General features: G+C 36.1%; 22 protein-coding genes and 1 other annotated feature. Of the genes, 3 read left to right on the plus strand and 19 right to left on the minus strand.

What is annotated here, in order from left to right; genetic code table 11:
* Positions 1-28 precede the first annotated feature (28 nt).
* Genes EYB29_RS10490 through EYB29_RS10500 form a run of 3 tightly spaced genes read left to right on the plus strand, consistent with a single transcriptional unit; the run spans position 29 to position 3,052 of the window.
* Complete coding sequence (locus EYB29_RS10490; protein WP_166627213.1) at positions 29-850, plus strand: Cof-type HAD-IIB family hydrolase; 822 nt, start codon at positions 29-31, stop codon at positions 848-850.
* 12 nt (positions 851-862) lie between these two features.
* On the plus strand, positions 863-1,705 hold the full coding sequence (locus EYB29_RS10495; RefSeq protein ID WP_026867396.1) for a DegV family protein: 843 nt from the start codon (positions 863-865) through the stop codon (positions 1,703-1,705).
* A 3-nt stretch (positions 1,706-1,708) separates the two neighbouring features.
* Positions 1,709-3,052: a CoA-disulfide reductase gene (locus EYB29_RS10500; protein WP_166627214.1), complete on the plus strand. Its 1,344-nt coding sequence runs from the start codon at positions 1,709-1,711 to the stop codon at positions 3,050-3,052.
* A gap of 55 nt (positions 3,053-3,107) precedes the next feature.
* Here EYB29_RS10500 and EYB29_RS10505 read toward each other — a convergent pair whose 3' ends face one another.
* From EYB29_RS10505 to EYB29_RS10595, 19 genes are all read right to left on the minus strand, one after another.
* Positions 3,108-3,962, minus strand: coding sequence for an aldo/keto reductase (locus tag EYB29_RS10505; protein ID WP_166627215.1), 855 nt, complete (start codon positions 3,960-3,962; stop codon positions 3,108-3,110).
* A 153-nt stretch (positions 3,963-4,115) separates the two neighbouring features.
* Positions 4,116-5,528 (minus strand): alpha-amylase family glycosyl hydrolase, encoded by a 1,413-nt coding sequence (locus EYB29_RS10510; RefSeq protein ID WP_166627216.1) that lies wholly within the window; start codon positions 5,526-5,528, stop codon positions 4,116-4,118.
* A 127-nt stretch (positions 5,529-5,655) separates the two neighbouring features.
* Positions 5,656-6,036, minus strand: a complete 381-nt coding sequence (locus EYB29_RS10515; RefSeq protein WP_166627217.1) for a DUF1516 family protein — start codon at positions 6,034-6,036, stop codon at positions 5,656-5,658.
* A 54-nt stretch (positions 6,037-6,090) separates the two neighbouring features.
* A complete protein-coding gene (locus EYB29_RS10520; protein WP_026867391.1) occupies positions 6,091-6,981 on the minus strand; it encodes a fumarylacetoacetate hydrolase family protein in 891 nt (296 codons plus the stop codon).
* A 72-nt stretch (positions 6,982-7,053) separates the two neighbouring features.
* Positions 7,054-8,136, minus strand: coding sequence for a DUF418 domain-containing protein (locus EYB29_RS10525; RefSeq protein ID WP_166627218.1), 1,083 nt, complete (start codon positions 8,134-8,136; stop codon positions 7,054-7,056).
* Positions 8,120-11,584, minus strand: coding sequence for a helicase-exonuclease AddAB subunit AddA (gene addA, locus EYB29_RS10530; RefSeq protein WP_166627219.1), 3,465 nt, complete (start codon positions 11,582-11,584; stop codon positions 8,120-8,122). Before addA ends, EYB29_RS10525 begins: the two co-directional genes overlap by 17 nt.
* Positions 11,577-15,047, minus strand: a complete 3,471-nt coding sequence (locus tag EYB29_RS10535) for a PD-(D/E)XK nuclease family protein (RefSeq protein WP_166627220.1) — start codon at positions 15,045-15,047, stop codon at positions 11,577-11,579. The genes addA and EYB29_RS10535 overlap by 8 nt, the downstream gene beginning before the upstream one ends.
* Positions 15,048-15,115: 68 nt before the next feature.
* The gene (gene lepB, locus EYB29_RS10540) at positions 15,116-15,646 is read right to left on the minus strand and encodes a signal peptidase I (protein WP_026867387.1); all 531 of its coding nucleotides are present in this window, start codon (positions 15,644-15,646) and stop codon (positions 15,116-15,118) included.
* Positions 15,647-15,658: 12 nt separating this feature from the next.
* Complete coding sequence (locus tag EYB29_RS10545; protein WP_156889182.1) at positions 15,659-16,273, minus strand: TVP38/TMEM64 family protein; 615 nt, start codon at positions 16,271-16,273, stop codon at positions 15,659-15,661.
* Positions 16,274-16,382: 109 nt separating this feature from the next.
* Positions 16,383-17,171, minus strand: a complete 789-nt coding sequence (trpA, locus tag EYB29_RS10550; protein ID WP_035857182.1) for a tryptophan synthase subunit alpha — start codon at positions 17,169-17,171, stop codon at positions 16,383-16,385.
* Complete coding sequence (gene trpB / locus EYB29_RS10555) at positions 17,164-18,369, minus strand: tryptophan synthase subunit beta (RefSeq protein ID WP_026867384.1); 1,206 nt, start codon at positions 18,367-18,369, stop codon at positions 17,164-17,166. The genes trpA and trpB overlap by 8 nt, the downstream gene beginning before the upstream one ends.
* Positions 18,362-18,976, minus strand: a complete 615-nt coding sequence (locus tag EYB29_RS10560) for a phosphoribosylanthranilate isomerase (protein WP_026867383.1) — start codon at positions 18,974-18,976, stop codon at positions 18,362-18,364. The genes trpB and EYB29_RS10560 overlap by 8 nt, the downstream gene beginning before the upstream one ends.
* Positions 18,966-19,742, minus strand: a complete 777-nt coding sequence (gene trpC, locus EYB29_RS10565) for an indole-3-glycerol phosphate synthase TrpC (protein ID WP_026867382.1) — start codon at positions 19,740-19,742, stop codon at positions 18,966-18,968. The genes EYB29_RS10560 and trpC overlap by 11 nt, the downstream gene beginning before the upstream one ends.
* Entirely contained in the window at positions 19,742-20,767 is a 1,026-nt protein-coding gene (gene trpD, locus EYB29_RS10570; protein WP_240921867.1) for an anthranilate phosphoribosyltransferase, read from the minus strand. The genes trpC and trpD overlap by 1 nt, the downstream gene beginning before the upstream one ends.
* A gap of 269 nt (positions 20,768-21,036) precedes the next feature.
* Positions 21,037-21,218 (minus strand) — a binding site (T-box leader).
* A gap of 140 nt (positions 21,219-21,358) precedes the next feature.
* Entirely contained in the window at positions 21,359-22,603 is a 1,245-nt protein-coding gene (locus EYB29_RS10575) for a Glu/Leu/Phe/Val family dehydrogenase (protein WP_026867380.1), read from the minus strand.
* Between the two features lie 60 nt (positions 22,604-22,663).
* Positions 22,664-23,866: an ornithine--oxo-acid transaminase gene (locus EYB29_RS10580; RefSeq protein ID WP_166627221.1), complete on the minus strand. Its 1,203-nt coding sequence runs from the start codon at positions 23,864-23,866 to the stop codon at positions 22,664-22,666.
* Positions 23,867-24,127: 261 nt separating this feature from the next.
* Positions 24,128-24,505, minus strand: a complete 378-nt coding sequence (gene ygs, locus EYB29_RS10585) for a S1 domain-containing post-transcriptional regulator Ygs (RefSeq protein ID WP_166627222.1) — start codon at positions 24,503-24,505, stop codon at positions 24,128-24,130.
* 179 nt (positions 24,506-24,684) lie between these two features.
* Positions 24,685-24,891, minus strand: coding sequence for a hypothetical protein (locus tag EYB29_RS10590; protein ID WP_026867377.1), 207 nt, complete (start codon positions 24,889-24,891; stop codon positions 24,685-24,687).
* Between the two features lie 202 nt (positions 24,892-25,093).
* The gene (locus EYB29_RS10595) at positions 25,094-25,684 is read right to left on the minus strand and encodes a peptidylprolyl isomerase (RefSeq protein WP_026867376.1); all 591 of its coding nucleotides are present in this window, start codon (positions 25,682-25,684) and stop codon (positions 25,094-25,096) included.
* Between the last annotated feature and the right edge of the window lie 139 nt (positions 25,685-25,823).

Genomic DNA, 25,823 nt, shown 5'->3' on the forward strand with positions numbered 1-25,823 from the left:
CTTACATACTGACAAAAGGGAGATTTATATGGATAAGCATTTAGTTTGTTTAGACTTAGACGGCACACTTTTAACTGATGAGAAGAATATCAGTCCTTACACAAAGAAAGTGCTGACAACGTTGAAACAACAGGGCCATGAGCTAATGATTTCAACTGGCCGTCCGTATCGTGCCAGTGTACCCTACTATAAGGAATTAAAAATGACGACACCTGTTGTAAACTTTAACGGTGCTTTCGTCCACCATCCTACAGATTTTGACTTCCAAATCATGCATGAAACATTGGATAAGGAAGTTACAAAAGAAATTGCTAAAAAAGTTCCTGAATTAAATATTAAAAATATTGTCGCTGAAATTAAAGATAATATTTATATCCACTATCACGATAGCGTCCTATTCGACGCCTTCACCATGGGCAACCCTAAAATAAGTGTTGGCGAACTTCAAGATACAGTTACAGAGGACGTTACTTCTATTCTTGTTCAGGCAGAAGAGAGTGAAATGCCTCATATTCGTAAGACTCTAGATGAGTTATTTGCTGAAGTAATCGAACAACGTCGCTGGGGTGCGCCTTATCCTGTCTTAGAAATAATCAAAAAAGGTATTAATAAGGCGGTTGGTGTGGATTACGCCAGAGAGTATTTGGGAATTCCACAAAGTAGAACAATCGCTTTTGGAGATGAAGACAACGACACTGAAATGCTACAGTATGTTGAACATGGTGTCGCAATGAAGAATGGTATCGACGATATCAAAAATGTGTCTAAATATATTACAGAATATAACAATAACAATGACGGTATTGGACATTTCCTTAATGAATTTTTCGATCTCCGTCTTAAACCATAGGGAGGGTTATCTATGAAATTATTTATTGATAGTTGCTCAGATTTAAGCTTAGAACGTGCCAAGGAGTTAGACATTGAAGTGCTCCCTTTGAAGATTCAACTCGACGACAAAAGCTACCTAGACCAACTCGAGATAACTAGTGATGAAGTCATCACAGCAATCAAGGAAGGTAAAAGACCATTAACAAGTCAACCAAATCCCGAAAGTTATTTTGAGTTGTTTGAGGCATATGTAAAAGAAGGTACACCAATCATATACCTTGGCTTTTCAAGTGAACTTTCCGGGGCATTCCAAAGTTCAGTCATTGCACGTGATAACATCCTAGAACAACATCCTGAAGCTGATATCACATTGATTGATTCATCTGCTGCAAGCTATGGGCTCGGAATGCTAGTCGAACGTGCAGCATCTTATATTAAAAACGGTGACGACAAAGATAAAATCATTAAAAATATTGAAACAGATGTCGCTATGATCAGACACTTGTTTACAGTTGATGACTTAAATTACTTAGCCAAGGGTGGACGTTTATCGAAAGGGTCAGCATTTTTAGGTGGCTTATTAAATATTAAACCCCTTCTACACGTAGAAAACGGTCAATTAGTACCTGTTGAAAAACACCGTGGACTTAAAAAGGTATTTAGACGTATGACAGAACTCGTAAAAAATGAACGTGCAACCGGACTCGCTCACATTACTCATGCTGATGCCAAAGAAAATGCAGAGTTATTAAAAGCACAAATTCTAGAAAATACAGATATAACAGAAGTTAAGATTTCTAGTATCGGACCGACAATTAGTTCTCATACTGGCGCTGGTACCGTCGCCTTATTCTACTTTCAAGACGGGCGCTAAGTTATGGTAAAAATTGCTGTTGTCGGTGGGGTCGCAGGTGGTGCCACTGTAGCCTCTCAAATCCGACGACTTGATCCAAATGCTGATATTACAATTTATGAGCGTAATAACGAAATAAGTTACGGGGCATGTGGAATGCCCTATCACATTAGCGGTGAGGTAAAATCTAGGGAAAGCCTCATTAACATGACACCGGAGAAATTTCTAGATAAAGATATCAAAGTGTTAATTAATCATGAAGTCACAAAAGTTGATTCTGATAACAACACTTTAACCGTACTTGATAAAGATAATAATGACTATAAGACGGTCATTTATGACTACTTAATCTTATCACCGGGTGGCAGTCCGAAAGTCCTACCTGCCTTAAAAGATGTACCTCAAAGTTTCCCACTTCATAAGATACAAGACCTAGATGCTATCATGGCTTACATTGACAAATATAATATTAAAGAAGCCGTCCTTGTCGGTTCAGGTTATATCGGACTCGAAGTAACGGAAAACCTAAGTGAACGTGGCATTAAGGTAACGATGTTACAACATGATGAAAGAATTTATAAAAAGATTGAAGCTGACATGAATCATGTCATACACCAAGCTATGGAAGATCACCACATTGATCTCAGACTTAACGCTGAAATTAAAAGTGTCGAAGGTGAAACCTTGACACTTAACAATGGTGAAGAAATCCATGCGCCATTGATTATTAGCGGTATAGGTACACAGCCCAATACAGTATTCCTCAAAGGTTCAGGCATAAATCTAACTGATAAAGGTCTGATCTCAATCGATTCAAGTGGCCGAACGAACCTAGACAATGTCTATGCACTTGGAGATGTGATTGAAACAGTTTACCAGCATGTGCCAGATGTGAAAGTTCAATCATTACTGGCTTGGCCAGCGCATCGCCTGGCACATATAATTGCCAATCAAATCGCAGGTGATGAGAATATAAGGCACGAAGGTTTACTAGGGACAAATATTGTGAAATTTTTTGACTATGCGATTGCATCAACGGGCCTGAGTGAAAAAGAAGTCATGAAATTCCCTCACCTAGTTGTCGACCAAAAACAAAAAAATAAGTCAGGCTACATGTCTACAGCTGAACCTATTAATATCAGAGTCTACTTCCATAAAGATACACATCAGATTTTAAGAGCAGCCATTGTCGGTACAGAAGGTGTCGATAAACGTATTGATGTACTTGCAACACATATACGTTTAGGTGGAAGTGTCTTTGACTTAATTAATATAGAAATAGCATACTCTCCCCCGTTCTCTAGTCCAAAAGACGTCATTAATATGGTCGGTTATAAGGCGATTGTTAAAGCAAATGAAGCTCAATAAAAATATCCATCCTAAGTGGATGGATATTTTTTACTATATTTTTCTTTGACTTTGTTTATACATACTCATGATATTCATAAGGGTCTTGGCCTTCAACACGGCCATCCTCACCTTTATCAAGCGCATCAATTTTTTCTATATCTTCTTGGCTTAGGTCAAAATCAGTCGCCTCTATATTCTCTTTCTGATGCTCTGGATCAGCTGATTTCGGTATGGCCATGACACCCGCTTGGTAGTTCCAATTGATAATAATTTGAGCAGGTGTCTTATCATATTTAGCTGCAATTTCTTTGATTGTTTCATTTTCAAGTACATCGTTTAGATATCCTCTACCAAATGGACTCCATGCTTCTGTTAAAACGCCTCGTTTTTTATTCTCTTCTACCATGCGTTTATTATTGAAATAAGGATGACGTTCCACCTGATTTGTAGCTGGAGTCACGCCCGTTGCATTGATAATATCATCTAGGTGATCCGGTTCAAAGTTAGATACACCAATGGTTCTAATTAAACCTTGTTTTTGGGCATCTACTAGCGCCTTCCAAGCTTCAACGTATTTGCCGTCATCTGGATTTGGCCAATGAATTAAATACTTATCAAAGTATTCCAATCCAGCACGTCTCAACGATTCTTGAAGAAAGATAAACGCCTTATCGTAGTCGTGGTGTGAACCCGGTAATTTTGAGCTCACTAATATTTCTTCACGGTGTAGTCTAGAACGTCTAACCGCTTCACCAACAATGCCTTCGTTGTTATAGTTTGTTGAAGTATCGAGAAGACGGAAACCACTATTTAGTGCATTAAGAATTTCAAACGTTCCCTTATCTCCTACTAAATCAATTGTACCTAGACCAACGTACGGCCAAACCGTCTTGTCATTGAGTACAAATCCTTTTTCATTTATAGTCAAAATCTCATCTCCTTATAATTTCTTGTTAAAAGATGACTAAATAACTTATCTGATATCCACTATATAATATTTCCGTTTCGATACAATTTTAAACATTTCCATACGAAAAGACCTCGGTTGGTCACCGAGGTCAATGTCTAACAACTATTCGTTTTAAAATTTGCTATTTTTTCGTTTCTTAGAGCGTGAAGCTGCTACCCAAACAAAGATTGCAAATAAGCCGAAGATTAAAATACTTGCATAAAGATATCCATTGTTAAAACCTGCCTCTTCGATGATTGAATACAGTTCAGTTTCTTCTCTATCTAATACTGTAATAAATTCACCTTCATGCGGGCGAATCATATCACCTATTAACATCCCGCTATAGACTTTACCATCTTCACTCGCCGTTTGCTCAAAAGTGTTACTCTGAGTTTCAGAAGTATTATTCATATTAAAGACGAAATCTACATCGTTTGTTTTGTATCTTACAATATATTGCCCTGCTTCATTTAGTAAGGTCTCTGTTTCACCTGCAGCCATTACCTGATGTCTGTCATATATCATACTAATGTTCTCTAAATATTCTACAACTTCTTTATCTGTCCATAGGTCCATCTGCGGGTGAATTTCCGGGTAAGAATCACCATTAAATGCAACTTCTGTTCCATAAGTCATGGCACTTGCACCTTGATAAGCATACAGATAGTTTGCTAACTGTTGAACTCTCGTTCCTGGGAACATATTGTGACTTGCAGCATGATGTGTATAACGTTCTGAGAACCAGTGATCTGCAAGTACTAATTCATTGTCAGTTGGAAACTCTGGTATTTCAATATCAACACCACCAAGTGCATTCGCAATGCTTGATCTGAATTCATTATGAGACACGTGATCGAAACCTTCAGCTGTCATGCCATCTATCGTTAAAATGCCATAAGAAGCTATATTATCTGGAAGAAAATCATTTCCATTTAATCCATCTTGGTTTAAGAACATACTAATACCATCTACATCATAAGTATCAACGAAGTTTTGCACCATATCTTTATATTGACTCTGGTTATCAGCATCACTTAGATCAATGATTTCACGGTCGATGTCTTCGTAATATGCTGTTTCAATGTCATTGAATGCTGGATTTTCCAGTGCTGTATAGTCCTCAGTTGCTGTCGTTGGCATGTCTACAACGATTTTCATATCCTGATTATGTACTGAATCTATAAAATCCTGAAATGCTTCCGCCCCACCATAAGCTTCTGAAATCTTATCATAGGAAGTGACGTCATAACCCAAATAGTCATCTTCAGCACGTTCTGTAACAGGAGATAACATGATTGTATTAAAGCCCATATCTTTTATGTATTCTAAATGTTCTTCTATACCAACGAAATCACCACCAAATGGTTGGTCATTATCAGGATCTTCATGAACACCGATATCATTTGATTTATCATTGTTTAAGAACCTGTCGACTGGAATCATATAGATTTTTTCTTCAGCTTGTTCTTCAGCAGACGATGGATTTACCATCGTAAAGAACAAAGCGAAGGCAGTAAACAAGAGTGCAATCATTCTTTTCATATAATATCCTACCTTTTTATCTTATAGTGCTAAGTATACTAAAGTTCACTTCAAATTTTCTTTCTTTCACGAATTGTTCATAAAAATATTTAAAAAAGCTGGAAACCAACCGGTTCCCAGCTTAGTTTTAGAAGCTTAAAATACCTAGTGGTAATGTCGCTCCCATAATAACTGTTGCAATAATGAGAATTAAAGCAGCAACCATTGGCCATACTGTCGCACTTTTCTTCAATCTAACAATTGCCATTTCCATAAATCCAATAGATAGAAGTCCTAGGAGTACTTTAATACCGTACTGCATATGACCGTCCATATTAGAAATACCTTCCATGTTGCTAATGTAAACGACTAGACCTGAAATCACTACGATAACATAAAACAATCTAGCTACCATGTGCAAAATTTTTGCCGGCTTATTGTCTGGTGAATTGTTTGCCTTATACATGAAGAAGACAACAAGGAACAAAACAGCAGATATAACAATGGCCGTTAAGTGTAAATGTAGCATAATTCGCCCACCTCTTATTTAAAATTTACCCATGGCATATTATAACATGAATGATTATTCAATGTGTGTCGTTAATGTTCCAATTCCATCGATAGAAACACGTACTGTATCACCAGATTTAACAAAGCCTTTAGGGTCCATTCCTGCCCCTACACCGGCTGGTGTACCTGTAGCAATAACATCACCAGGTTCTAAAGTAACGTATTTAGATAGTTCACTAATTAGGTCGTCAATTTTTCTAACCATAAGTGCTGTACTACCATCCTGACGAATCTCATCGTTAACTTTCGTTACGATTTGAGCATCCATTGCATTAGGAATTTCATCTTTAGTAACAATGTATGGACCCATCGGTGTTGCTAGACTTTTAGATAAGAAAGCCTGCTTGTGAGATTTTTGAAGGTCTCTTGCAGAGATGTCATTAACAATTGTATAACCATAAACGTAGTCATAAGCCATAGAGCGATCAATATTACGTCCTGATTTACCAATCACAACACCAAGTTCACCTTCATAGTCTAACTCTGAAGTAATATCGCTAAATGATGAGATTGTCGCTTCATCACCGACTAGGCTAGAGTTCGCTTTAGTAAATACATATAATTCTACTTCATTATTTAGCTCTTGTGCATGTTCTTTAAAATTACGACCGAAACTAATTGTATTATTTGGTGGCTTAACTGGTGCTAATATATTAATTTCATCAAATGGTGCTTTATATTGATCAGCATTCTCTGATACTTCAGCACTTTCGACTAATTTTCTCACTAATTCTTGGAAATCCAATGTATGGTATTCAGTAATTCCTTCCAATAATGTACGTGGATAATCTTTAACATCACTAAAATCCTCAAATAGTAGCGGAAGAATCCATGCACTATCTTCACGTTTTACTTTAACACCGTAATAATTCTTTTCTTTGTACTCAAAAGTTAAAAATTTCATTGGACAAGCTCCTTTGTTTGGTTTAATTCAGTATAACAAAAAATATTTATTTATTCTTGTGAATCGATATTTTTATCTGAAAATTGCTTCTATTAATTTAAGCTTTCTAATACTTAAAAAGTTTAAGAGCAACAGTAGCAGGCAGTACAAGCCGAGGACAATGAATAACAGTACCTGCACTGATATTTGTCCGTATAGTGCTAAGCCAAATCCAAAGAAGATAAACATCATCAACACATTGAAAAGAATATAGGCACTTAAGGACTGTCGCCCTAAATTGACAAATCCTTTGAAAATAGCCTTTGGTACATGTGAACCGGCATACATTAGTAATAAGAAGTAGCCAAGGGCGAGTACTGGCCCTCCAAACCCTTCACCGAGCGTCTCACCAGTAATATTACCCAGGAGTAAAATCTGAATGAGCTTTGTCAAAATGCCTCCAGTTAACAATACAATTACCATTGCGCCACTGAGGTATGGGCTGTCTTTCATAAAAGTTTCTAGGCTAAGTTGATGTAGTCCAACACCAATTAAAAGCCACGGTAAAATCATGAACAACATTAATATAATAGTGCCTGTTATATCACCTGTTAAATAATCTATGTTTTGATTAATAATAGCCAAGTAGTCACTACTTCTATAGATGCTGATGTACTCATTAACTTGTTGTATACCAGAATAGACGTGTTGAATATTTGAATTGAGTCCTCTAATGATTTCCAAGACGACATTGAAAAGTAAGTGTACAGCGAAAAGTGCAATACCTGCTGCAAATGTTATCACCCATGGCCGTCCGACAAAAATCAATGTAACAAAAGTCATTAATACTAGAAATAGCATATTATCAAATGGAAAAATTAATACAGATGATAGACCAATAATGCCTAAAATGATCGCTAAGTATTTAGCAATTTGCCTTTTTTCTACAGTTTGATATTTACTTAAGATATATCCAACAATAAGCGCGATTAAAGGTATCACTGACCCGCCTGTAAATATGTTAATGATATTGTAGATATTTAAATCTGCTCCGAAAAAGTACTCAAATGGATTGATATCATTTAAAGGCAACATAAAGTACAAGCCGCTATAAAGAAATAGTGAGAAAATCGCTATGCCCGCTGTAAAGTAAATTGTGTTATTTGTATGTTTCAAGTGAAATCGCTCCATAATCAAAATAGTATAGGACCGCATCTACAGGTTTATTCAAAACAACTTCTGCAGATTTTTTATAGATGTCCATTTGTGTCTTGTACCTATCTCTTAAGTCTTCTGGGCTTAACTGTGTACCATTCACCCTGTCTGTCTTATAGTCAATAATGATGTAATGATCTTCGAATACTAAGAGACAATCAATGATACCTTGAACCAATTGATAATCGTGTTCACCATATATAATGGCTTCTTGATTCATAATAAACGGTAACTCAGTATATATCCCGATTTGCTGATTTAACAAGTTAACCATATAGTCATCGTTAAAAAATCTCACTGCATTTTCTTTAAGCTTACTAATGTGTAAATCACTTAACTGCTCGTAATTCACAACATAATTATCTATTAAAATATCTATAAAGCCCGCTTTTTCCTGTTCATTCATTACACTTAAACTCTGCCATTGATTCATAATTCTCATCATCATCTCATGCATAATTGTACCGAAGATTGGTGCTTCTACAGAAGACGCTAAGAAGTTCGGCACTTTTAAAGAAGGTTCATTCCTATGACTAACATCCGTCGCCATATCCGGAATCGTCTCATTTCTTCTCTTTATAGAAGTCACAGATTCCTTTGCTGCAATTTCAGTGTCTTGTTGATTTGGATAAGTGTAAAACAAGCGATCAGCGACTTCAGGGTTAATATCAGGAACGAGCACCTTTATATCATCTAAATCCGCGGACTGATGTGGGTGTTGGCTCGCTTCAGATTGCTCGCTTACTTCCTTGATTTCAATTGCATCATGTTGACTTTCAAGTAAAATCGGGGCAATGAAGTCCTGAGTAGACTTAAGATTTGAGCGAACTTCAACTGAAGGTTTTTTAAGCTGGTCAAAAGTATATAGGAAATTGATGTCATCCTTATACACTAGCGGAAGGTAGAGTTTCTCCTCAGCACGTGTTAAAGCTACATATATTAAGCGAAGCTCTTCACTAAGTTGCTCTAATTTTAAATACTCATTCGCGACAAAAGCATGAATGCTATCACTTGTTAAGTTCAGTTCAGGTTTAAATTGATTAAAGACCACACCGAGCTTTGCATGCACTAGAACTTTAGAAACTGTGTCCATTGTGTATTGCTGTTTTAAATCAGCATATATAACATGTTTAAACTCTAATCCTTTAGAACTATGGACTGTCATGACTCTAACAGAATCATCTACACTTTCACTTAGCGATTCTTCACCAAAATCCTTATTTTCCTTGATTAAATAATCAATGTAAGAAATAAATTGATAGAGGTTTGAATTGTTCATTGCTTCAAATTCCAAAGCTTTTTCGATTAAACCATTTAGATTCGCCTGTCTTGTTTTCCCTCCAGGAAGACCACTGAAAAACTCAACAATATTTAACTCAAAATATATTTCGTCTATGAGTTCCGAAACACTTAGAAACTTAGAATGTGCTTTTAATTCGTCATAAGTACTTAAGAAATCTTCAATTCTTCGAACGATTGCTTCATCTTCATTAAATTCTAAAAGGGCTTCGTATAAATACTTTTCATCAGAATTTGCGCGTATTCTTGCCAGAGCTTCTTCATTAAAACCAAACATTGGTAATCTTAAAACACCCATTAGATGATCGTCTTGTAAGGGATTATCTAAGAGTGACAAGATACTTCTCATTGTCATGATTTCAAACGTTTCAAAATAACCTTTATTCACATCAACACTAATTGGTATTTCTGCCTTTTGAAATTCGTAGCGGATTTTATCTGGTGAAAAACGGTTGCGATTTAATATGACGATATCACCATAAGGCACCCCGTCATTGTATAGTCGGTTGACCAAACCCACTAATTCTTTAATCTCTATTTCATCCGCTTCATCTGCTGTGGTTTCCTTCGGCGTGATGATGGGTAGGACTTCAACCTTAGATTCATCCCCGACTTCATCAGTTCCCTTGATCAGTTTCTCTTCATCGGTATAATCAATTTCTCCGATTGTCTCATCCATAATATTTTCAAATATGAGATTAGTCACATCGAGTACTTCTTGATGGGACCTGAAATTTCGATTTAATTGGATGAGTTGACCAGCCTCGCCTTTTTTAAAACGATGGCTTTTATCTATGAATAAATCAGGAGCAGCTTGCCTAAAACGATAAATAGACTGTTTAACATCCCCAACCATAAAGAGGTTGCCATTCGCTTCATCTCCAGATTTTAAGAGTTGAATAATTGCTTCTTGCACGCGGTTGATGTCCTGGTACTCATCAATCATTACTTCTTTAAACTTATCTCTATACTCCTGTTGCACTTCACCATCATTTGCAAGGAGGATATCTAAAGCAAAATGTTCATAATCATTAAAGTCCATTTCACTTGCCTGTTGTTTTCTTCTTTTATAGTTATCAATAACGGACTCTGTTATTTTAAGAAGCTGATTATTCATGCCATTTAAAGGTGATAATTCTTCCCTTACATCACTTAAGCTGTAGGCTTTTAGGTTATATAGTTCTTGGTAGGCATCATTAACCGGTTTATTATGTTTTTCTATAAAATCATTATTTTGTGCATTAGCCGCTTTGATAAATGCATTCCTACCATTGGATAGCTTTACTTCTGCTAAGGAAAATTGTCCGTTGTCATGAAATAAAGCTAGCGCATTGACAACATTCTTTTGCATGATGTCTAAATTATCATAAGCATCTTTAATCGCTTTTTCCTTTAATTCTTCAGGTCGCTCAATATGGTCATACTCGACTTTCAACAGACTTAAATCTTCATCCAATTTCTTTAATTTTCTATAATTAATTGCTTTATACGCATCGAGTATTTCATTTAGACGGTCATCGTTTATATATTGATCCTTTAGACTGTCGAGAAATACTTTAGGGTCTTCAGTCGCTATCGCGGTATTATATAGCCGTATAATCAATTTGTGAAGCTCAGTATTATCTTTTAGACTCGACACAAATTGATCCAGATGTAAAAAGTCCTGATCCTTATCTGTATAAAATTGCTCAAGTACTTCACTGATTACACTGTCTAGCTTTATTTCTGCTTCTACTTGACCAAGCGTACGCATATCAGGTGGTAATCCAATCGCATTATAGTGCGTTTGAATCAGATGCAAACAAAAACTGTGTAAGGTTGATATATGCGCGTCATTTAATTTAATGATTTCTTCATTAATTCTTTTATCCTTCGTCTCATTATAGATTGCTCTCAAGGCGCGCTCGATTTTGTCTTTCATGTCTTTTGCACTCTTATTGGTAAAAGTGGATACAAAAACCTCATCAATAGAGTAATTTCCACTGATAATATTTCTTTTAATACGTTCTACAAGCACTGCAGTTTTACCACTACCTGCTGCAGCGGATACTAATATATCTGAGCCTGTGGCCTCAATGGCAGCAAGTTGTGCGTCAGTAAAATTAACCATTGTTTACCTCGCTTTCAAACGCTTCAATATCTTCATCTGTAATTTTATTTTTCCTGTAATCATGTTCATTGATTAATTTATCGATGTGACAAGCCGCTTTAAAATCACAAAAAGCACAAGGTAACCTATTGTTATGTTCAAGAGGATTCGCAAGTGTTCGCCCACTATATATTTCATCAGTTGCCGTTTTAAATTGCTCCATTACAAAGTTAGAGTAATGTGCAAACATCTCTGATGACATTGTTCTTTTCGCTGAATTTTTGTCTAAACTACCATCTTTCTTTAATTTTAATGGTAGATACTCACTGAGTTTTTCTTCTTCTATCATATGATCCATACCAGTATTACTGCTAAGATCATTACCATCGATAACAAATAAACCATCTGGTCTAAGTTTATTCTGTTTTAGTTTCAATGCCTCTTCTTCATCGTCCACTCTCACCTTAGGTTCATTCACATGGTAGAACATCATTGCATTAGGTACGATGTCTCCACCGAGTTTAGTTTTTGCACGATTCATAAGGACATACATATAAGTAATAATTTGTAGCTCGACACCATTTAACACATCTTCTTTTTTCAACTTCCGATCACTAGACTTATAGTCAATGATATTAACATAGACATTTGAAGCATTATTGTAGGTATCAACTCGGTCGATTTTACCTCTCAAGTATATTTTTTTACCGTTTTCGCTTTCTAAGACTAATTCCCCGAGATCATCTGATTTTTTTCCAAATGTTGCTTCGATTAAGCTGATTTGATAATCGCCTAGATACTCTAAATCCTTCATAAACATCAAGGTGGTCGTAATGGCAGAGATAGCTTTTTCTTTTAACGATAAGAAATATTCTGAGCGTTCAAAAATACCGTAAGAAATGGTTCGTAAAACATTATCAACCGAATTGACTACTGCTTTCTTAATCACTTCATCGTCATGTTTTAAAGTCATATCTAAACGCTTTGTAATTTGCTCTAATGCATTGTGGTAAAGGTTCCCTATTTCTAGTGGTCTAACAGTATAATTTTGTCTCACATTCAGCTTCATTCCGTAATTAGAGAAATGCTGGAAATGACACGAGAAATAGGACTGGAATCTAGATACACTTGCTCTCATCTCATCACCATATAATTTAATGGCCGTTTCTTCTCTAATATCTTCAGCTCTATTTAAATAAGTTAAGTTTCGGTTAAGACGGTTTAATACCGTATGATTTGTTTTATTTTTCAGCAAATGATAGACACCTATGAAGTTATTGTACTGTGGTAATCGAACTAATCTTGTAAATTCTTCTAAATCATAAGTCATCAAGGTTCTCAATTTATGGTGTTCGAGCGCCTCCATGCTTCTTACACTCGAAATTAAGCCTAGTGTATTATGAAGTTCATAGTGGGCAGTCTTTCTATAGCTATAATTTAATACCAGACTTTCATCCATTGGTAAAAATGCTTCGACAAATGGACTTAATTTAGTCACTTCTTTATTTTGTAAAGTCGTCGACCAACTAATAAAGAGATGGTTTGTCGGTTGACTTATTCCCATGTAAAAGACAAATTTCTCATCACGGCTAAGCGTACGTGCACTCGGAGAAAGTATAATACCTCTGTCTTCCAGCACTTCTTTTTCATCATCTGTAACGATGGCTGTATTTCTAGACTCTTGTGGCATAACGTTGTAATTCATACCCACTATAAAAACATATTTTTTATTTTCAACTTTAGCAAGATCTAGAAGCCCGATAATCACCTGATCTACAGCAGCTGGTCGTGTATTGAAAGTCGCTCGTTTTAATCCTTCTGTAAAAGTATCGTAAAAAAGGCTAAATTCAATTTTTTCATCTTTAAAAACGGTGTAACTATCATCCAATAATCGAATAAATAAATTATAGGCTTGCTCTGTTTCATTAGCGAGTCGAATATTGGTATCCGTTAATTCTTTTATTTCATTTGCAACTTTCTCTTCAATGCCTTCATCTACAATATACTGGTAAATCGTTTCTACAAAATCCTGTGCAGTCTCACCTTGATCAAGTTGATTGAACAACCGTTGTAACTGGTGAAGTTTACTATTCTTATATTGAATCATCTCACTCAAAGCTTCTGTATTATCTATAGTCTCTATGTCACCTTCAATACCCAGTTTATATTCAATCGTAAAACGCTTATCGTCAAAGAGCTCACCGCCAGTAAGTCCACGTTCTATAATGATATTTTCAAGGTGCATGACAAGCATTTCATCATGTTTCGTTCTATTTAAATAGCCCGTCTTTAAGACATTGATAAAGGCAGACCTTTGAAATCTACTCTGATAGCAATCTAATAAGGCAATGACCAATTCTGTAAAAGGATTGCAATGCATAAAATGATCCATATCCATGTGATAGGCAATATTAAACTGTTTAAAAATAGACTTGAAAATATTTTCATAAGATTGATCACGGTACAGAATACCGATATCAGCATATCTCGCTTCATTGTTTCTAACTAGGGTTTCTATATTTCTTGCGACTTCTCTTATTTCCTCTTCTGGTGAAGGTGACTCAGTAATCGTAATACCATCATAATTTGTCATCGGTTGACCCGTTGTTATAAATAATTCTAATTGACTTAATCCAGAATTTTTTGCACGCAAAAACTCCTGATTAAAATGTCTGAAGTTCAAGTAATTTTCCCCAAACAATTCCTGCAATCGACTGATTACCGCTTCAGTTTTTCTAAACAAATCGATATCTACTAAACCTTGATATCCATCAGACTTTCTGTGAGTTAATAATAGATTGATTTCCCCAACCTCTTGTTCAAGCGCATAAATAAGGGCAAACTCACTTTCTGTAAAGTTATGAAAACCGTCAATATAAATTACAGCATCCTTAAGTGTTCTTAAACTATTCGCTTCTTTTATACTCTCAATAAAATGCGGAATCATATTTAAGTCTTCAACTTTATATGATTCAATTTCCTCTTGCCAACGCTGATAAATAATTGCTAAGTCCTCATACTTTTCTGTCGTTCTGCCTTTTGAAAATTTTAAGTCTAAGAGATGTTTTGGTTCTATGTTATAGGCCTTAAATTCAGTAATTTGATCTAACACTTTCTCAGAAAATTTTATGTAGCCTTGTGAAGTATGATAGTACTTTAGCTTATCCTTTATATCATTCATCAGCTTATGAATCAGCATAATGTGTCCTGCTTCAGACAAGACGTTTTTTGTAGGTTGGCCAAGCTCATTATATACGTGCCACATCAATCTTGAAAAACTGTAGACACCTGTACGCATACTTCCGCCAGCCATACCATCTTCTTGTCTGGCAATCAATTGTTCATATGTCAGTGTATTTTGAGTTGGGGTAATAATATAAATTGAAGATCCTAGTGGATCATCTTTTGTTTTCTTATAAATCTCTTCAAACATAGTATTCGTTTTACCTGTACCACTTGTACCTGTCCATATTGTTATCGTCATAGAACCATACCTCACTTTAAATAAAGGAGATATTAGTTAAACTAATATCTCCTTTTCTTAGATTCGACTTAAAAATCAATTGCTATTTCATTAAATGGCCAAAATCTTAATTGAACTTCGCCGATGATATCTTCTTCAGTAATCAGTCCAAAATCTCTAGAATCACGGCTAATCGGTCGATTATCACCGAGCACTAAATACTGCCCTTCTGGTATCGTTTCTTCTTCTACTCCAAGTGACTCAAGCGTAAAATTATCCATATATGTCTCGCCTTGATGGACAACATAGTCTTCCTCAATAGGTTCACCATTGACGTAGACTACTCTATCTCTCATTTCTACATTATCACCGGGTACACCAATAATACGTTTAACGTAGGCTGCATCATTATGAGAATCGAAGACTACAATGTCGTCTCTTTCTACATCAGCAATATCATATATAAACTTATTTACAATTACCCTGTCTCCTTCTTCAAAAGTAGGATCCATACTTAAGCCATCTACTGAGTAAGTAGTGAATAAGAACATTCGTATTACAACAACCACGACAAGGGCGATAGCTATAGCAATTAACCATTCACGTATTTCTTTTAACACTGATGCCACCTCTTATTTTTCCTTCTTCTCTTTATTAATTTTTTTCTCTAGATACTTTTGATACCATTTTGATAGTACATAGAGCACTACTAAAAAGGCTAATGAAATTATAAGTTTCACTGGCGAATCAAAGAACGAGGTTACATCGTAACCGACCAATGTCATCGATAAAATCATTATAAATTTTGCTGCTAATAATATATATAAGTATACATCTCTTCTAATGTTAGATAAAGCAGTGATTACGTTGATAATAGACGAAGGTGTGAACGGTAAACACAGCAATATAAATAAGAAGCTAAAGCCTCTATCATCCACAAACTTAAGCATCTTATTCAAACGATCATGCTTTTCAATATAGTTTTGAGCAGGTTCCCGAAAGATGTGTCTAACGATTAAAAAGACCAGATAGGAACCAGCAACGGATGCAGTATAGCTGACTAAAAAACCGACTACAACACCATATGAATTTATAGTTAAAATGACGATAACAACTAACGGTAAAAATGGTAAAAATGCCTCAAGCATGACAAGAAGAAAACCAAAAAGAATACCAAGCTGTTCAAATTGATCAAATAGTCTTTCAATACCTTGCTCTGTCGTTAAAAGTTCTATAATATCGTTCACGTTCAAATCTCCATTTTAAAGACTAAGAGACTATATATAATATATAGTCTCTTAGTCTTGGTATTAAATTATTTTGCTTTATTATAGCATTTATATCCAAATTATTTCTCTAATTTACACTTGAAATATACTTTTCAGGAATTAAATTCTTAATCTCTTCTGTCTTTCCATTATGCAGAAGTTCTACAATTTTTGAACCGACAATGACACCATCACAGTACCCGCCTAAGGCCTTTGCATTCTCTTTATTAGATATGCCAAATCCAGAACAAACAGGAATTGTGGCATATTTCTTAATTCTTTCAAGATAATCATATACTTCCTGACTATAGCCCACTCTTTTTCCAGTTATACCATTGACAGCTACTGCGTATATAAAACCTTCTGCCTCTGAAACTATCTTTTTCAATCGCTCATCCGACGTAGTCAAGGTTACTAACCTGATGATGGCTAAGTCGGAGTCAACAAGTGCAGATTTAAGTTCAGCTTCTTCATCTAACGGTAAGTCAGGAACAATCAATCCACTTACACCTGCTGCAACTGCAACTTCTTTAAAAGCTTCAAGGCCATATTTAAAGATTGGGTTGTAATAAGTCATCAGTACATATGGTATATGGATTTCATCCTTGATTTCACTTAATTTGTTTAAAATATCGTTTAAACTAATATTTTTTTCTAATGCACGCAGTCCTGCATCTTGAATGACCGGGCCATCTGCCGCTGGGTCAGAAAAAGGCACACCAATCTCAATTAGATCCACACCAGAATCTTCGAGGATTTGAATTTGATTTAATAGTTGATCTAAGCTACCATCTCCAGCCATTAAATAAGCAATAAAAGCTTTATTCCCATCCATATCAAGCTGTTTAAAAGTATCTCTTATTTGATACTTAGTCATTTTTATTCATCCCTTCTAAGGCGTCTTTAACGAGTTGTACATCCTTATCCCCTCGACCTGATAAGTTAACAACAATAATTTCATCTTTTGCTAAAGTTGGGGCAACTCTAATTACATATGCTAAAGCATGGGAACTTTCTAGAGCAGGAATAATACCTTCAGTTCTAGATAATTCTTGAAAGGCAGCTAGGGCTTCTTTATCGTTTGCATATTCGTATTTAGCTCGACCTATCTCATGCAGATAGCTGTGTTCAGGACCGATTCCTGGGTAGTCTAGGCCTGCAGAAATGGAATGTGTGCCTAGGAGTTGGCCGTTGTCATCTTGTAACATATGCATTTTTGCACCGTGTGCAATGCCGACTGAGCCCTTGTTAATTGCAGCCGCAGTTTCATCTGTATCAATCCCTTTACCCGCAGCTTCTACACCGATAATTTCAACTACCTCATCTTCGATAAAGTTCGTAAACATGCCAATTGCGTTACTGCCTCCACCTATACAGGCAATGACTTTGTTTGGCAAGCGACCTTCTTTTTCTAAGATTTGTTCTCTTGCTTCTTTAGAAATAATACTTTGGAAGTCACGGACAATTTCTGGGAATGGGTGTGGACCTAAGGCTGATCCAATGACGTAATGCGTATCTTCCATATGTTGTACCCAGTAACGCATAGCTTCATTGACAGCATCCTTTAAGGTCTTCGTCCCTTGTTCTACCTTGATGACTTCTGCACCAAGAAGCTCCATTCTAAATACATTCAATTCTTGTCTCGCTGCGTCTTTGGCACCCATAAACACCTTACATTCTAAGCCTAATAGTGCTGCAATTGTTGCAGTGGCAACGCCGTGTTGACCCGCACCAGTTTCTGCAATGACTTTTGTTTTCCCCATGTATTTAGTCAAAAGACCTTGTCCGATTGCATTGTTAATCTTATGTGCACCAGTATGATTTAAGTCTTCCCTTTTTAAATATATTTTTGCGCCACCTAGTTTTTCAGTTAAGCGCTCAGCATAGTATAGTGGGTTTTCTCGTCCTACATATTCCTTCATTAAATAGTCAAATTCCTTTTGGAAGTCTGGATCTTGTTTGGCCTTTTCATAAGCAGCTTCCAATTCTTCTAGTGTTGCAACAAGTGACTCTGCGACGTAGGCGCCACCGAACTGACCAAACTTACCCTTGATTTCTTTTATAGCTTCATTCATTTTCTACACCTCTTATATTATTTATAAATTCTTTTACTTTTCTTAAATCTTTCTCACCATTTGTTTCGACACCACTTGAAACATCTACCAATGTGGGTCTTGCTGCTTTAATTGCCGCTTTGATATTGCCTGGATTTAAGCCACCTGCGAGTGCAAACCTGTCTTTGTCTATTTCAGCTTGAGGTAAGCTTGACCAATCAAAGGCAACCCCACTTCCACCGTAGTGAGTCTTACGTGGACTATCGATTAAAATATAATCAGCTGGATAAGAAAATTTTTCTTTATAAGTGATTACGGAATCAGATGGAAAAGCTTTGATTGCTCTCTCTTTGTATTTTTGTACCAAATCAACTGATTCATCACCATGAAATTGTATATAATCCAATCCACTTGCTAAAGCTAGCTCAAGCTCTTCTTCAGTCGGATTCACAAATACACCCACTGTTTTAGTTGAATAACTTTTTAAAGCTGATGTGATCGATTTGGCTGTTTCAATATTAATTTGTCGTTTACTCGGGGCAAATACCATACCTATAAAATCTGCTCCAGCCTCAGTTATCGCTAGAGCCTCTTCTGTATTTTTAATGCCACATATTTTAACTTTCACGTAGTTTGCCTCCTTTTAGTTCTTCGACTTTGTCCACAATATTATCTGCTTTCATTAGAGATTCCCCGACTAAAATACCTCTTGCACCGGCCACTAACATTGCACTTGAATCTTTTCCGTTTTGTATACCACTCTCAGCAATAAAATGAATATCCTTACGTCCACTTTTAGCAATCAAATTTTTAGAATTGTTGATATCTACTTTAAAAGTCTTTAAATCCCTGTTGTTTATACCAATAATTTCTGGAGAAATTTTAAGAGCACGTTTAAGCTCTGTTTCATCATGTACTTCAACAATGACACTGAGATCTAAGGATTTTGCATAATCATAGAGTCCCTGTAATCTTGCATCATCGAGAATTGTGACAATGAGGAGAATTATATCAGCACCATTGTTATAAGCAGTTGCAATTTGACGCTTATCGATGACAAAGTCCTTATTAAGAATTGGCTTTTGAATCACTTTTGAAATTTCATACATATCATTGTATGTGCCTTTAAAGTATTCTCTTTCCGTTAAGACACTGATAGCATCAGCCCCACCTTCAACATAACTTTGTGCTTGTTCTATGGGATTCATTGTTGAATTGATTTCACCTTTTGAGGGTGAAGCACGTTTAACTTCTGCTATTAGAGCGATGTCATCTTGAGTTTTAAGTACGTTCACAAAGTCGACTGGTTTTTCTCTTTTAATTACTTCTACATGTTCTGGGAAATTTTTTAATGCCTTCTTTTTCACTTCGACTAATGTATCTAGGATTGTCATTACGCTAACACCTCATGATTTTTTCTAACTGCTTCGAGCGTTTGATATGCTTTACCACTTTTTATAATTTCATTTGCTAACTCAATGCCTTCGTCGATCGACTCAACTTTTTCTGCTACATAGAGTGCAATGCCTGCATTTAAGGTAATGGTTTCTGTCTGAGCTTTTGTACCTTTATTGTTTAGGATATTGATTAGAATCTCTTTATTCTCCTCACCATCGCCACCTTTGATATCATCTTTAGAACATAGTGTTAGTCCATATTCTGTTGGGTCGAGCTCCATTTCTTTAAACTCGCCATCTTTTAAGAAAACGAGATGATTCTTCCCAAGTAAGGTTGCTTCATCCATATTCCCTGCACCGTTAATCACAACTGCATTTTTTCTACCGAGTCGATTGAGTACTTTAGCAATTGTCATCAATTTACTCTGGTCAAATACACCTAAAAATTGATAGCTAAGATTAATGGGGCTAATACATGGACCAATGAAATTAAATACTGTTGGTGTCTTAATCATTGATCTTACTTTCATAATCTGTTTCATTTTGGGATGTACATGTGGTGCACTTAGGAATGAGATTCCAACATTATTTAATTCACTCGCCACTCTTTCGCTGTCGAAATTCAAATCAACGCCAAGTTGTCTAAGTACATCCGAGCTACCTGTTTTACTTGTTATGCTCTTGTTGCCATGTTTGGCAATAGTGACTCCGGCGCTCGCCAATACAAAGGCTGATGTGGTTGAAATATTAAAGCTCTCCGAGCGATCTCCACCAGTACCACAATTGTCCATTGCCTGTCCGTTAAAGTCCGGAATATCTTTTGCATGACTTATCAATACCTCTGCAATTGCTGTGATTTCATCTTCCGTTTCACCTTTCTCACTTAAGGCTACAATGAATTGTCTTAGTGCTTCATCTGAAACTTTTCCATCGAGTATTTCTGTGAATAATTGGTACATTTCGTCATATGTTAAATCTAATTTTGCAGATACTTTGTTTATTGCTGTAGTTATCATTGTCATTTTTACTTCCTCCTTAAATTAAAAAAAGTCCCCATGACAAAGTCATGGAGGACGATTAACACCGTGGTACCACCTCAATTGAAGCTACGCTTCACTCTAATGGATAACGGCATGACCCGAACAGTATTGTTTAGATTCCACTTCGTCAGTAAATCATGTTACCGGTTTCCACCATCCCGGTTCGCTGTTAACAACAAATTACTGCTACTATATCTAACTGCTAATATTTAATTAACACAAAAAAGCTCTCCGCACTTAATATATATAATATTAAGGACGGAGAGCCGCGGTGCCACCTATATTGACCGATAGAATCGATCCACTCGTTTAGTTATAAAATTTAATAAAGTTTGTTATTATTCCAGAAGTCCATTCGCATAAGCGATTTACCGGTTCTCACCACCACCAGCTCTCTTAAAAATCGGTATATGTTACTTATCTTCTGTTAATTTGATTATCATACTATCAACTAATTTTTGATTTGGCAAGTATTAAAATTAATGTTTTTTTTAATAGATATAAAAATAGTCCGTAAACTATACTTACATCAACAAAGTTAGCTACGGACTTTAATAATTATTAATTTATTAATTACGCCCAACCACGGTAGCGTGATGCTTCTGCTGTACGTTTTAATCCAACGATATAAGCTGCTAGTCTCATGTCGATTTGGCGATTTTCATGGAGTTCATAAATTTCGTTAAAAGCTGAAACTAATTTTTCTTCCATTTTTTCGTTTACTTCTTCTTCAGTCCAGTAATAACCTTGGTTATTTTGAACCCATTCGAAATAAGATACAGTAACGCCACCTGCAGACGCAAGTACGTCCGGTACAATAAGTACGCCTCTATCAGTTAGAATGCGCGTCGCTTCTGTCGTTGTCGGTCCGTTTGCAGCTTCACATAAAATTTTAGCTTTAATCTTATCTGCATTAGCTTCTGTAATTTGATTCTCTATTGCTGCTGGAATAATAACATCACAGTCTAATTCGAATAGTTCAGAGTTTGATAGGACATCATCAAATAAGTTCGTCACCATACCAAAACTATCACGACGTTCTAAAAGATAGTCAATGTCTAAACCATCTGGGTCATGTAAGGCACCGTGTGCATCGGAAATTCCTACGATTTTCGCGCCTCTATCGAAGAGGAATTTAGATAAGAAACTCCCAGCGTTACCAAAGCCTTGAATGACAATGCGAATATCATCAATCTTCATATCACGTTTTTTCAGCGCTTCTTCAAGACACACAACAACACCTAGGGCTGTTGCTCTGTCACGTCCTTCTGATCCGCCTAAGACAAGCGGTTTACCTGTAATAAATCCAGGTGAATTAAACTGGTCAATCGCACTGTACTCGTCCATCATCCATGCCATGATTTGAGAGTTTGTAAATACGTCTGGCGCTGGAATATCTTTTGTCGGTCCAACAATTTGAGAAATCGCACGAACATATCCACGTGACAATCTTTCAACTTCATCCATACTCATCTCACGCGGATCACAGATGATACCGCCTTTACCTCCACCATAAGGTAGGTTAACAATACCTGCTTTTAAAGTCATCCACATTGATAATGCAGTTACTTCGTCTTCAGACACACCAGGGTGGAAACGGACCCCACCTTTTGTTGGTCCTACAGCATCGTTATGCTGTGCACGAAAACCAGTAAATACTTTAACTGAGCCATCGTCCATCTTAACAGGGATACGAACTTTTAATGAACGCATTGGCTCCTTGATTAATTGGTACATATCATCGTTATAACCAAGTTTATCTAACGCTTCTTTAATGACACTCTGTGTTGATTCAACTAAACTGATTTCTTCTGACATTTTATCCGCCTCTTTTTGTAACTGTTTTCATACAATTGTATTGTATCATAAAGAAATATTTTAGAAAGCATCTTCCGAGAAAACTTTTTTCACTTTTTCTACTGCCCAGTCTAAATCCTCTTTTGATACGACTAAAGGTGGCGCGAATCTAACGACAGTACCATGTGTTTCCTTACAAAGGACACCTTCATCTTTTAACAATTCACAAAAACGACGCGCTGACTTATTTAATTCTAAGCCTATAAATAGACCCTTACCTCTTAGGTCCACTATGGCTTCATGATCGATTTCCTTTAACTTGTTAAGCAGGTACTCACCGAGTTCCTGTGAACGCTCTGGCAATTTCTCATCAATTAAAACATTCAAGGCCGCTTGAGACACTCGTGCTGCCAGAGGGTTTCCTCCGAATGTAGAACCGTGTGACCCTTCATCAAGCACACCGAGGACTTCATCGTCACCGAGAACAACTGATACTGGTAAAACGCCACCGCCTAAAGCTTTTCCTAGAATATACATATCAGGTACAACTTCATCCCAGTCAGTCGCAAACATTTTACCTGCACGGCCAAGACCCGCTTGAATTTCATCGGATATGAATAAGACATTATTTCTATCACATATTTCTCTAACTTTCTTCAAGTAACCTGCAGGTGGAATATTAACGCCTGCCTCACCTTGGATTGGCTCGAGTATTACTGCTGCTGTATTATCAGTAATCGCATCTTCTAGTGCCTCTGGGTCACCATAATTAACGATTACAAAACCTTCACCCTCAGGACCGAAATCCTTTCGGTAAGCTGCTTCAGAAGACATGGACATTGGAATAAGCGTACGTCCGTGGAAGTTACTCTTCATCGCTATAACTTCTGCTTGATTTGATGCAACCCCTTTGACTTGATAAGCCCAGCGTCTTGCCACTTTGATTGCAGATTCAACAGCCTCAGCCCCTGTATTCATCGGTAACACTCTGTTTTTACCTGATAATTGGCTAAGTTGCTCATACCATTCTCCCAAGCAATCTACATGGAAAGAACGTGAAGTTAAAGTCACCTTATCTGCTTGATCCTTAAGTGCTTGAATAATCTTAGGGTGACGATGCCCCTGGTTTACTGCAGAATAAGCGCTTAGCATATCTAAATACTTATTACCTTCAGGGTCTTTTACCCATGAACCTTCTGCCTCTGAAATTACTATCGGTAGTGGTTTATAAATATCTGTATCGTGTTTTTCTGTCGCCTTAATAATATCTTGTGTTTTTGTCATATTAATCCTCCTTAAATGTTTAAAATCTCTCATAATATACAGAATTTTTACATCTCTTATTTACATAATGAATGTGATTAACATATTTAGCAAGCTTTTTATTTACTCAGTTAAGTGCTTATAAAACAACGTTTGAAAACGTATACATTCCAACGATATTTTATACTTTACCAAAGCATGTTAATAAACGAATTTATAAACAAACTGTGTATAAATATTCTAAAAATAAAAAGGACCTGCATAGCAGATCCTTAATATTACTTATTCGTTCATGCGGGCTAATGCATCGTTAATCCAACCTGGCATTCTCTCTTCAATAGATTGAAAGCCGTACGCTTCGGTATCTTTAATCTTCTCCAATACTGAACGCTTATCTCTTTTTTTCTCTTCGTTCTTAAAGTATTCATTTTCTTTCAACGATAAACTAATTTTTCCATTGTTATCGATGCTAACAATTTTCGCTTTAACAATCTGTCCTTTAGACAGGTATTGATTCACATCGTGAACATAATCGTTCATCACTTCAGAAATATGGATCAGACCATCGCGATTATCAGGAGTTTTGACAAAAGCACCGTACGACTGAATACCAGTAACTTTGACTTTTACGAACTGGCCAACTCGGTATTTTTTTGCCATGATATCCCTGCTTTTTCTGTATTAATCATAATCATCTTAACACAAGTATTTAAAACAACCAAAAAAACCGTGTAGAAATCTTAAATTTAAGATTTTTACACGGAACGCGCCACTTCCGAGTCTAATATCGCTCGAAGTCGTATCATATGTAAGTCACTTCAATATTTTTAAGGACGGAACTAGTTCTTGTTGTTTCTCTCCTGCTCTTCGTGTTCTAGTCTTTCAAGAACTTTTTCTTCAAACTCTTTCATTTTTTCCTCTTCATTACGAGAATATTTTTTGACGAGTTTATAGACGATAAACGCCAAGAGCATAAATATTAAGAGCATTATTAGTGCAGGAATATATTCTGTTTTATCTTCAGGAAAATATAAGAATGGCATCATCTTTAAATCACTCACCTTCACATTGCTTAGTATATCAGAGTGATTTATTAAATAAAGACAATAATAATGACTAATTTGTGATAGTTTTTTCTACATTTTATTAACGCGCTAAATTAAAAAAGAAGACCTTAGTACGCCTTCATTATTGAAGAGCTATACTAAGATCTAAACTTTAAATACTTATATATTTTAAAAATCTACCTTACTCTGTGATTTCAATCGTTTCAATAACGACATCTTCGACAGGCTTATCTTGTCTTCCTGTTTCAACAGCTGCAATTTTTTCAATTACATCCATACCTTCAATAGCATGTCCAAAAACAGTGTGACGGTGGTCTAACCAAGGCGTCCCACCATTTAAACGGTAGCTTTCTATAATTTCAGCAGGATAACCTGCGCCTTCTAATTGAGATAGCATGTCTGATGGCACATCTTTTAATTGAACAATGAAGAACTGAGACCCATTTGTGTTCGGTCCAGCATTCGCCATAGATAATGCGCCGTATAAGTTGAATGCTTCCATTGAAAACTCATCTTCAAATGGTTGACCCCAAATACTTTCTCCACCCATGCCTGTACCAGTAGGGTCGCCACCTTGAATCATAAAGTCTTTGATTACTCTGTGGAATATTAATCCATCATAATAATTGTTTTTTGCATGAGTTACAAAGTTTTCTACTGTTTTAGGAGCGACATCGTTAAATAATTTTACAGTGATGTCACCCATATTTGTTTTGATAACAGCTTTTGTTTCACCTTCTAAAATTTCACTCGTTAACTGTGTGTACGCCATAAAAAGGCCTCCCAATAAAGTTTTATAAATTTCAATTACAGTGTATTAAAAATGAAATTATTTCACTTTCGTTTTTAAGCGTTTTTCTAATTCCATCCATATATACAGTATAAAGTACTTATTCATAATTTCAAACGGT

The sequence above is a fragment of the Jeotgalicoccus sp. S0W5 genome, from assembly GCF_011634875.1.
GTDB lineage: Bacteria > Bacillota > Bacilli > Staphylococcales > Salinicoccaceae > Jeotgalicoccus > Jeotgalicoccus marinus.

Excerpts from the sequence above, each read along its gene's own strand:
- EYB29_RS10490 (WP_166627213.1), top strand. The coding sequence starts at position 29 with ATGGATAAGCATTTAGTTTGTTTAGACTTAGACGGCACACTTTTAACT.
- EYB29_RS10495 (WP_026867396.1), top strand. The coding sequence starts at position 863 with ATGAAATTATTTATTGATAGTTGCTCAGATTTAAGCTTAGAACGTGCC.
- EYB29_RS10500 (WP_166627214.1), top strand. The coding sequence starts at position 1,709 with ATGGTAAAAATTGCTGTTGTCGGTGGGGTCGCAGGTGGTGCCACTGTA.
- EYB29_RS10510 (WP_166627216.1), bottom strand. The coding sequence starts at position 5,528 with ATGAAAAGAATGATTGCACTCTTGTTTACTGCCTTCGCTTTGTTCTTT.
- EYB29_RS10515 (WP_166627217.1), bottom strand. The coding sequence starts at position 6,036 with ATGCTACATTTACACTTAACGGCCATTGTTATATCTGCTGTTTTGTTC.
- EYB29_RS10520 (WP_026867391.1), bottom strand. The coding sequence starts at position 6,981 with ATGAAATTTTTAACTTTTGAGTACAAAGAAAAGAATTATTACGGTGTT.
- addA (WP_166627219.1), bottom strand. The coding sequence starts at position 11,584 with ATGGTTAATTTTACTGACGCACAACTTGCTGCCATTGAGGCCACAGGC.
- EYB29_RS10535 (WP_166627220.1), bottom strand. The coding sequence starts at position 15,047 with ATGACGATAACAATATGGACAGGTACAAGTGGTACAGGTAAAACGAAT.
- trpA (WP_035857182.1), bottom strand. The coding sequence starts at position 17,171 with ATGACTAAGTATCAAATAAGAGATACTTTTAAACAGCTTGATATGGAT.
- trpB (WP_026867384.1), bottom strand. The coding sequence starts at position 18,369 with ATGAATGAAGCTATAAAAGAAATCAAGGGTAAGTTTGGTCAGTTCGGT.
- trpC (WP_026867382.1), bottom strand. The coding sequence starts at position 19,742 with ATGACAATCCTAGATACATTAGTCGAAGTGAAAAAGAAGGCATTAAAA.
- trpD (WP_240921867.1), bottom strand. The coding sequence starts at position 20,767 with ATGACAATGATAACTACAGCAATAAACAAAGTATCTGCAAAATTAGAT.
- EYB29_RS10575 (WP_026867380.1), bottom strand. The coding sequence starts at position 22,603 with ATGTCAGAAGAAATCAGTTTAGTTGAATCAACACAGAGTGTCATTAAA.
- EYB29_RS10580 (WP_166627221.1), bottom strand. The coding sequence starts at position 23,866 with ATGACAAAAACACAAGATATTATTAAGGCGACAGAAAAACACGATACA.
- ygs (WP_166627222.1), bottom strand. The coding sequence starts at position 24,505 with ATGGCAAAAAAATACCGAGTTGGCCAGTTCGTAAAAGTCAAAGTTACT.
- EYB29_RS10590 (WP_026867377.1), bottom strand. The coding sequence starts at position 24,891 with ATGATGCCATTCTTATATTTTCCTGAAGATAAAACAGAATATATTCCT.
- EYB29_RS10595 (WP_026867376.1), bottom strand. The coding sequence starts at position 25,684 with ATGGCGTACACACAGTTAACGAGTGAAATTTTAGAAGGTGAAACAAAA.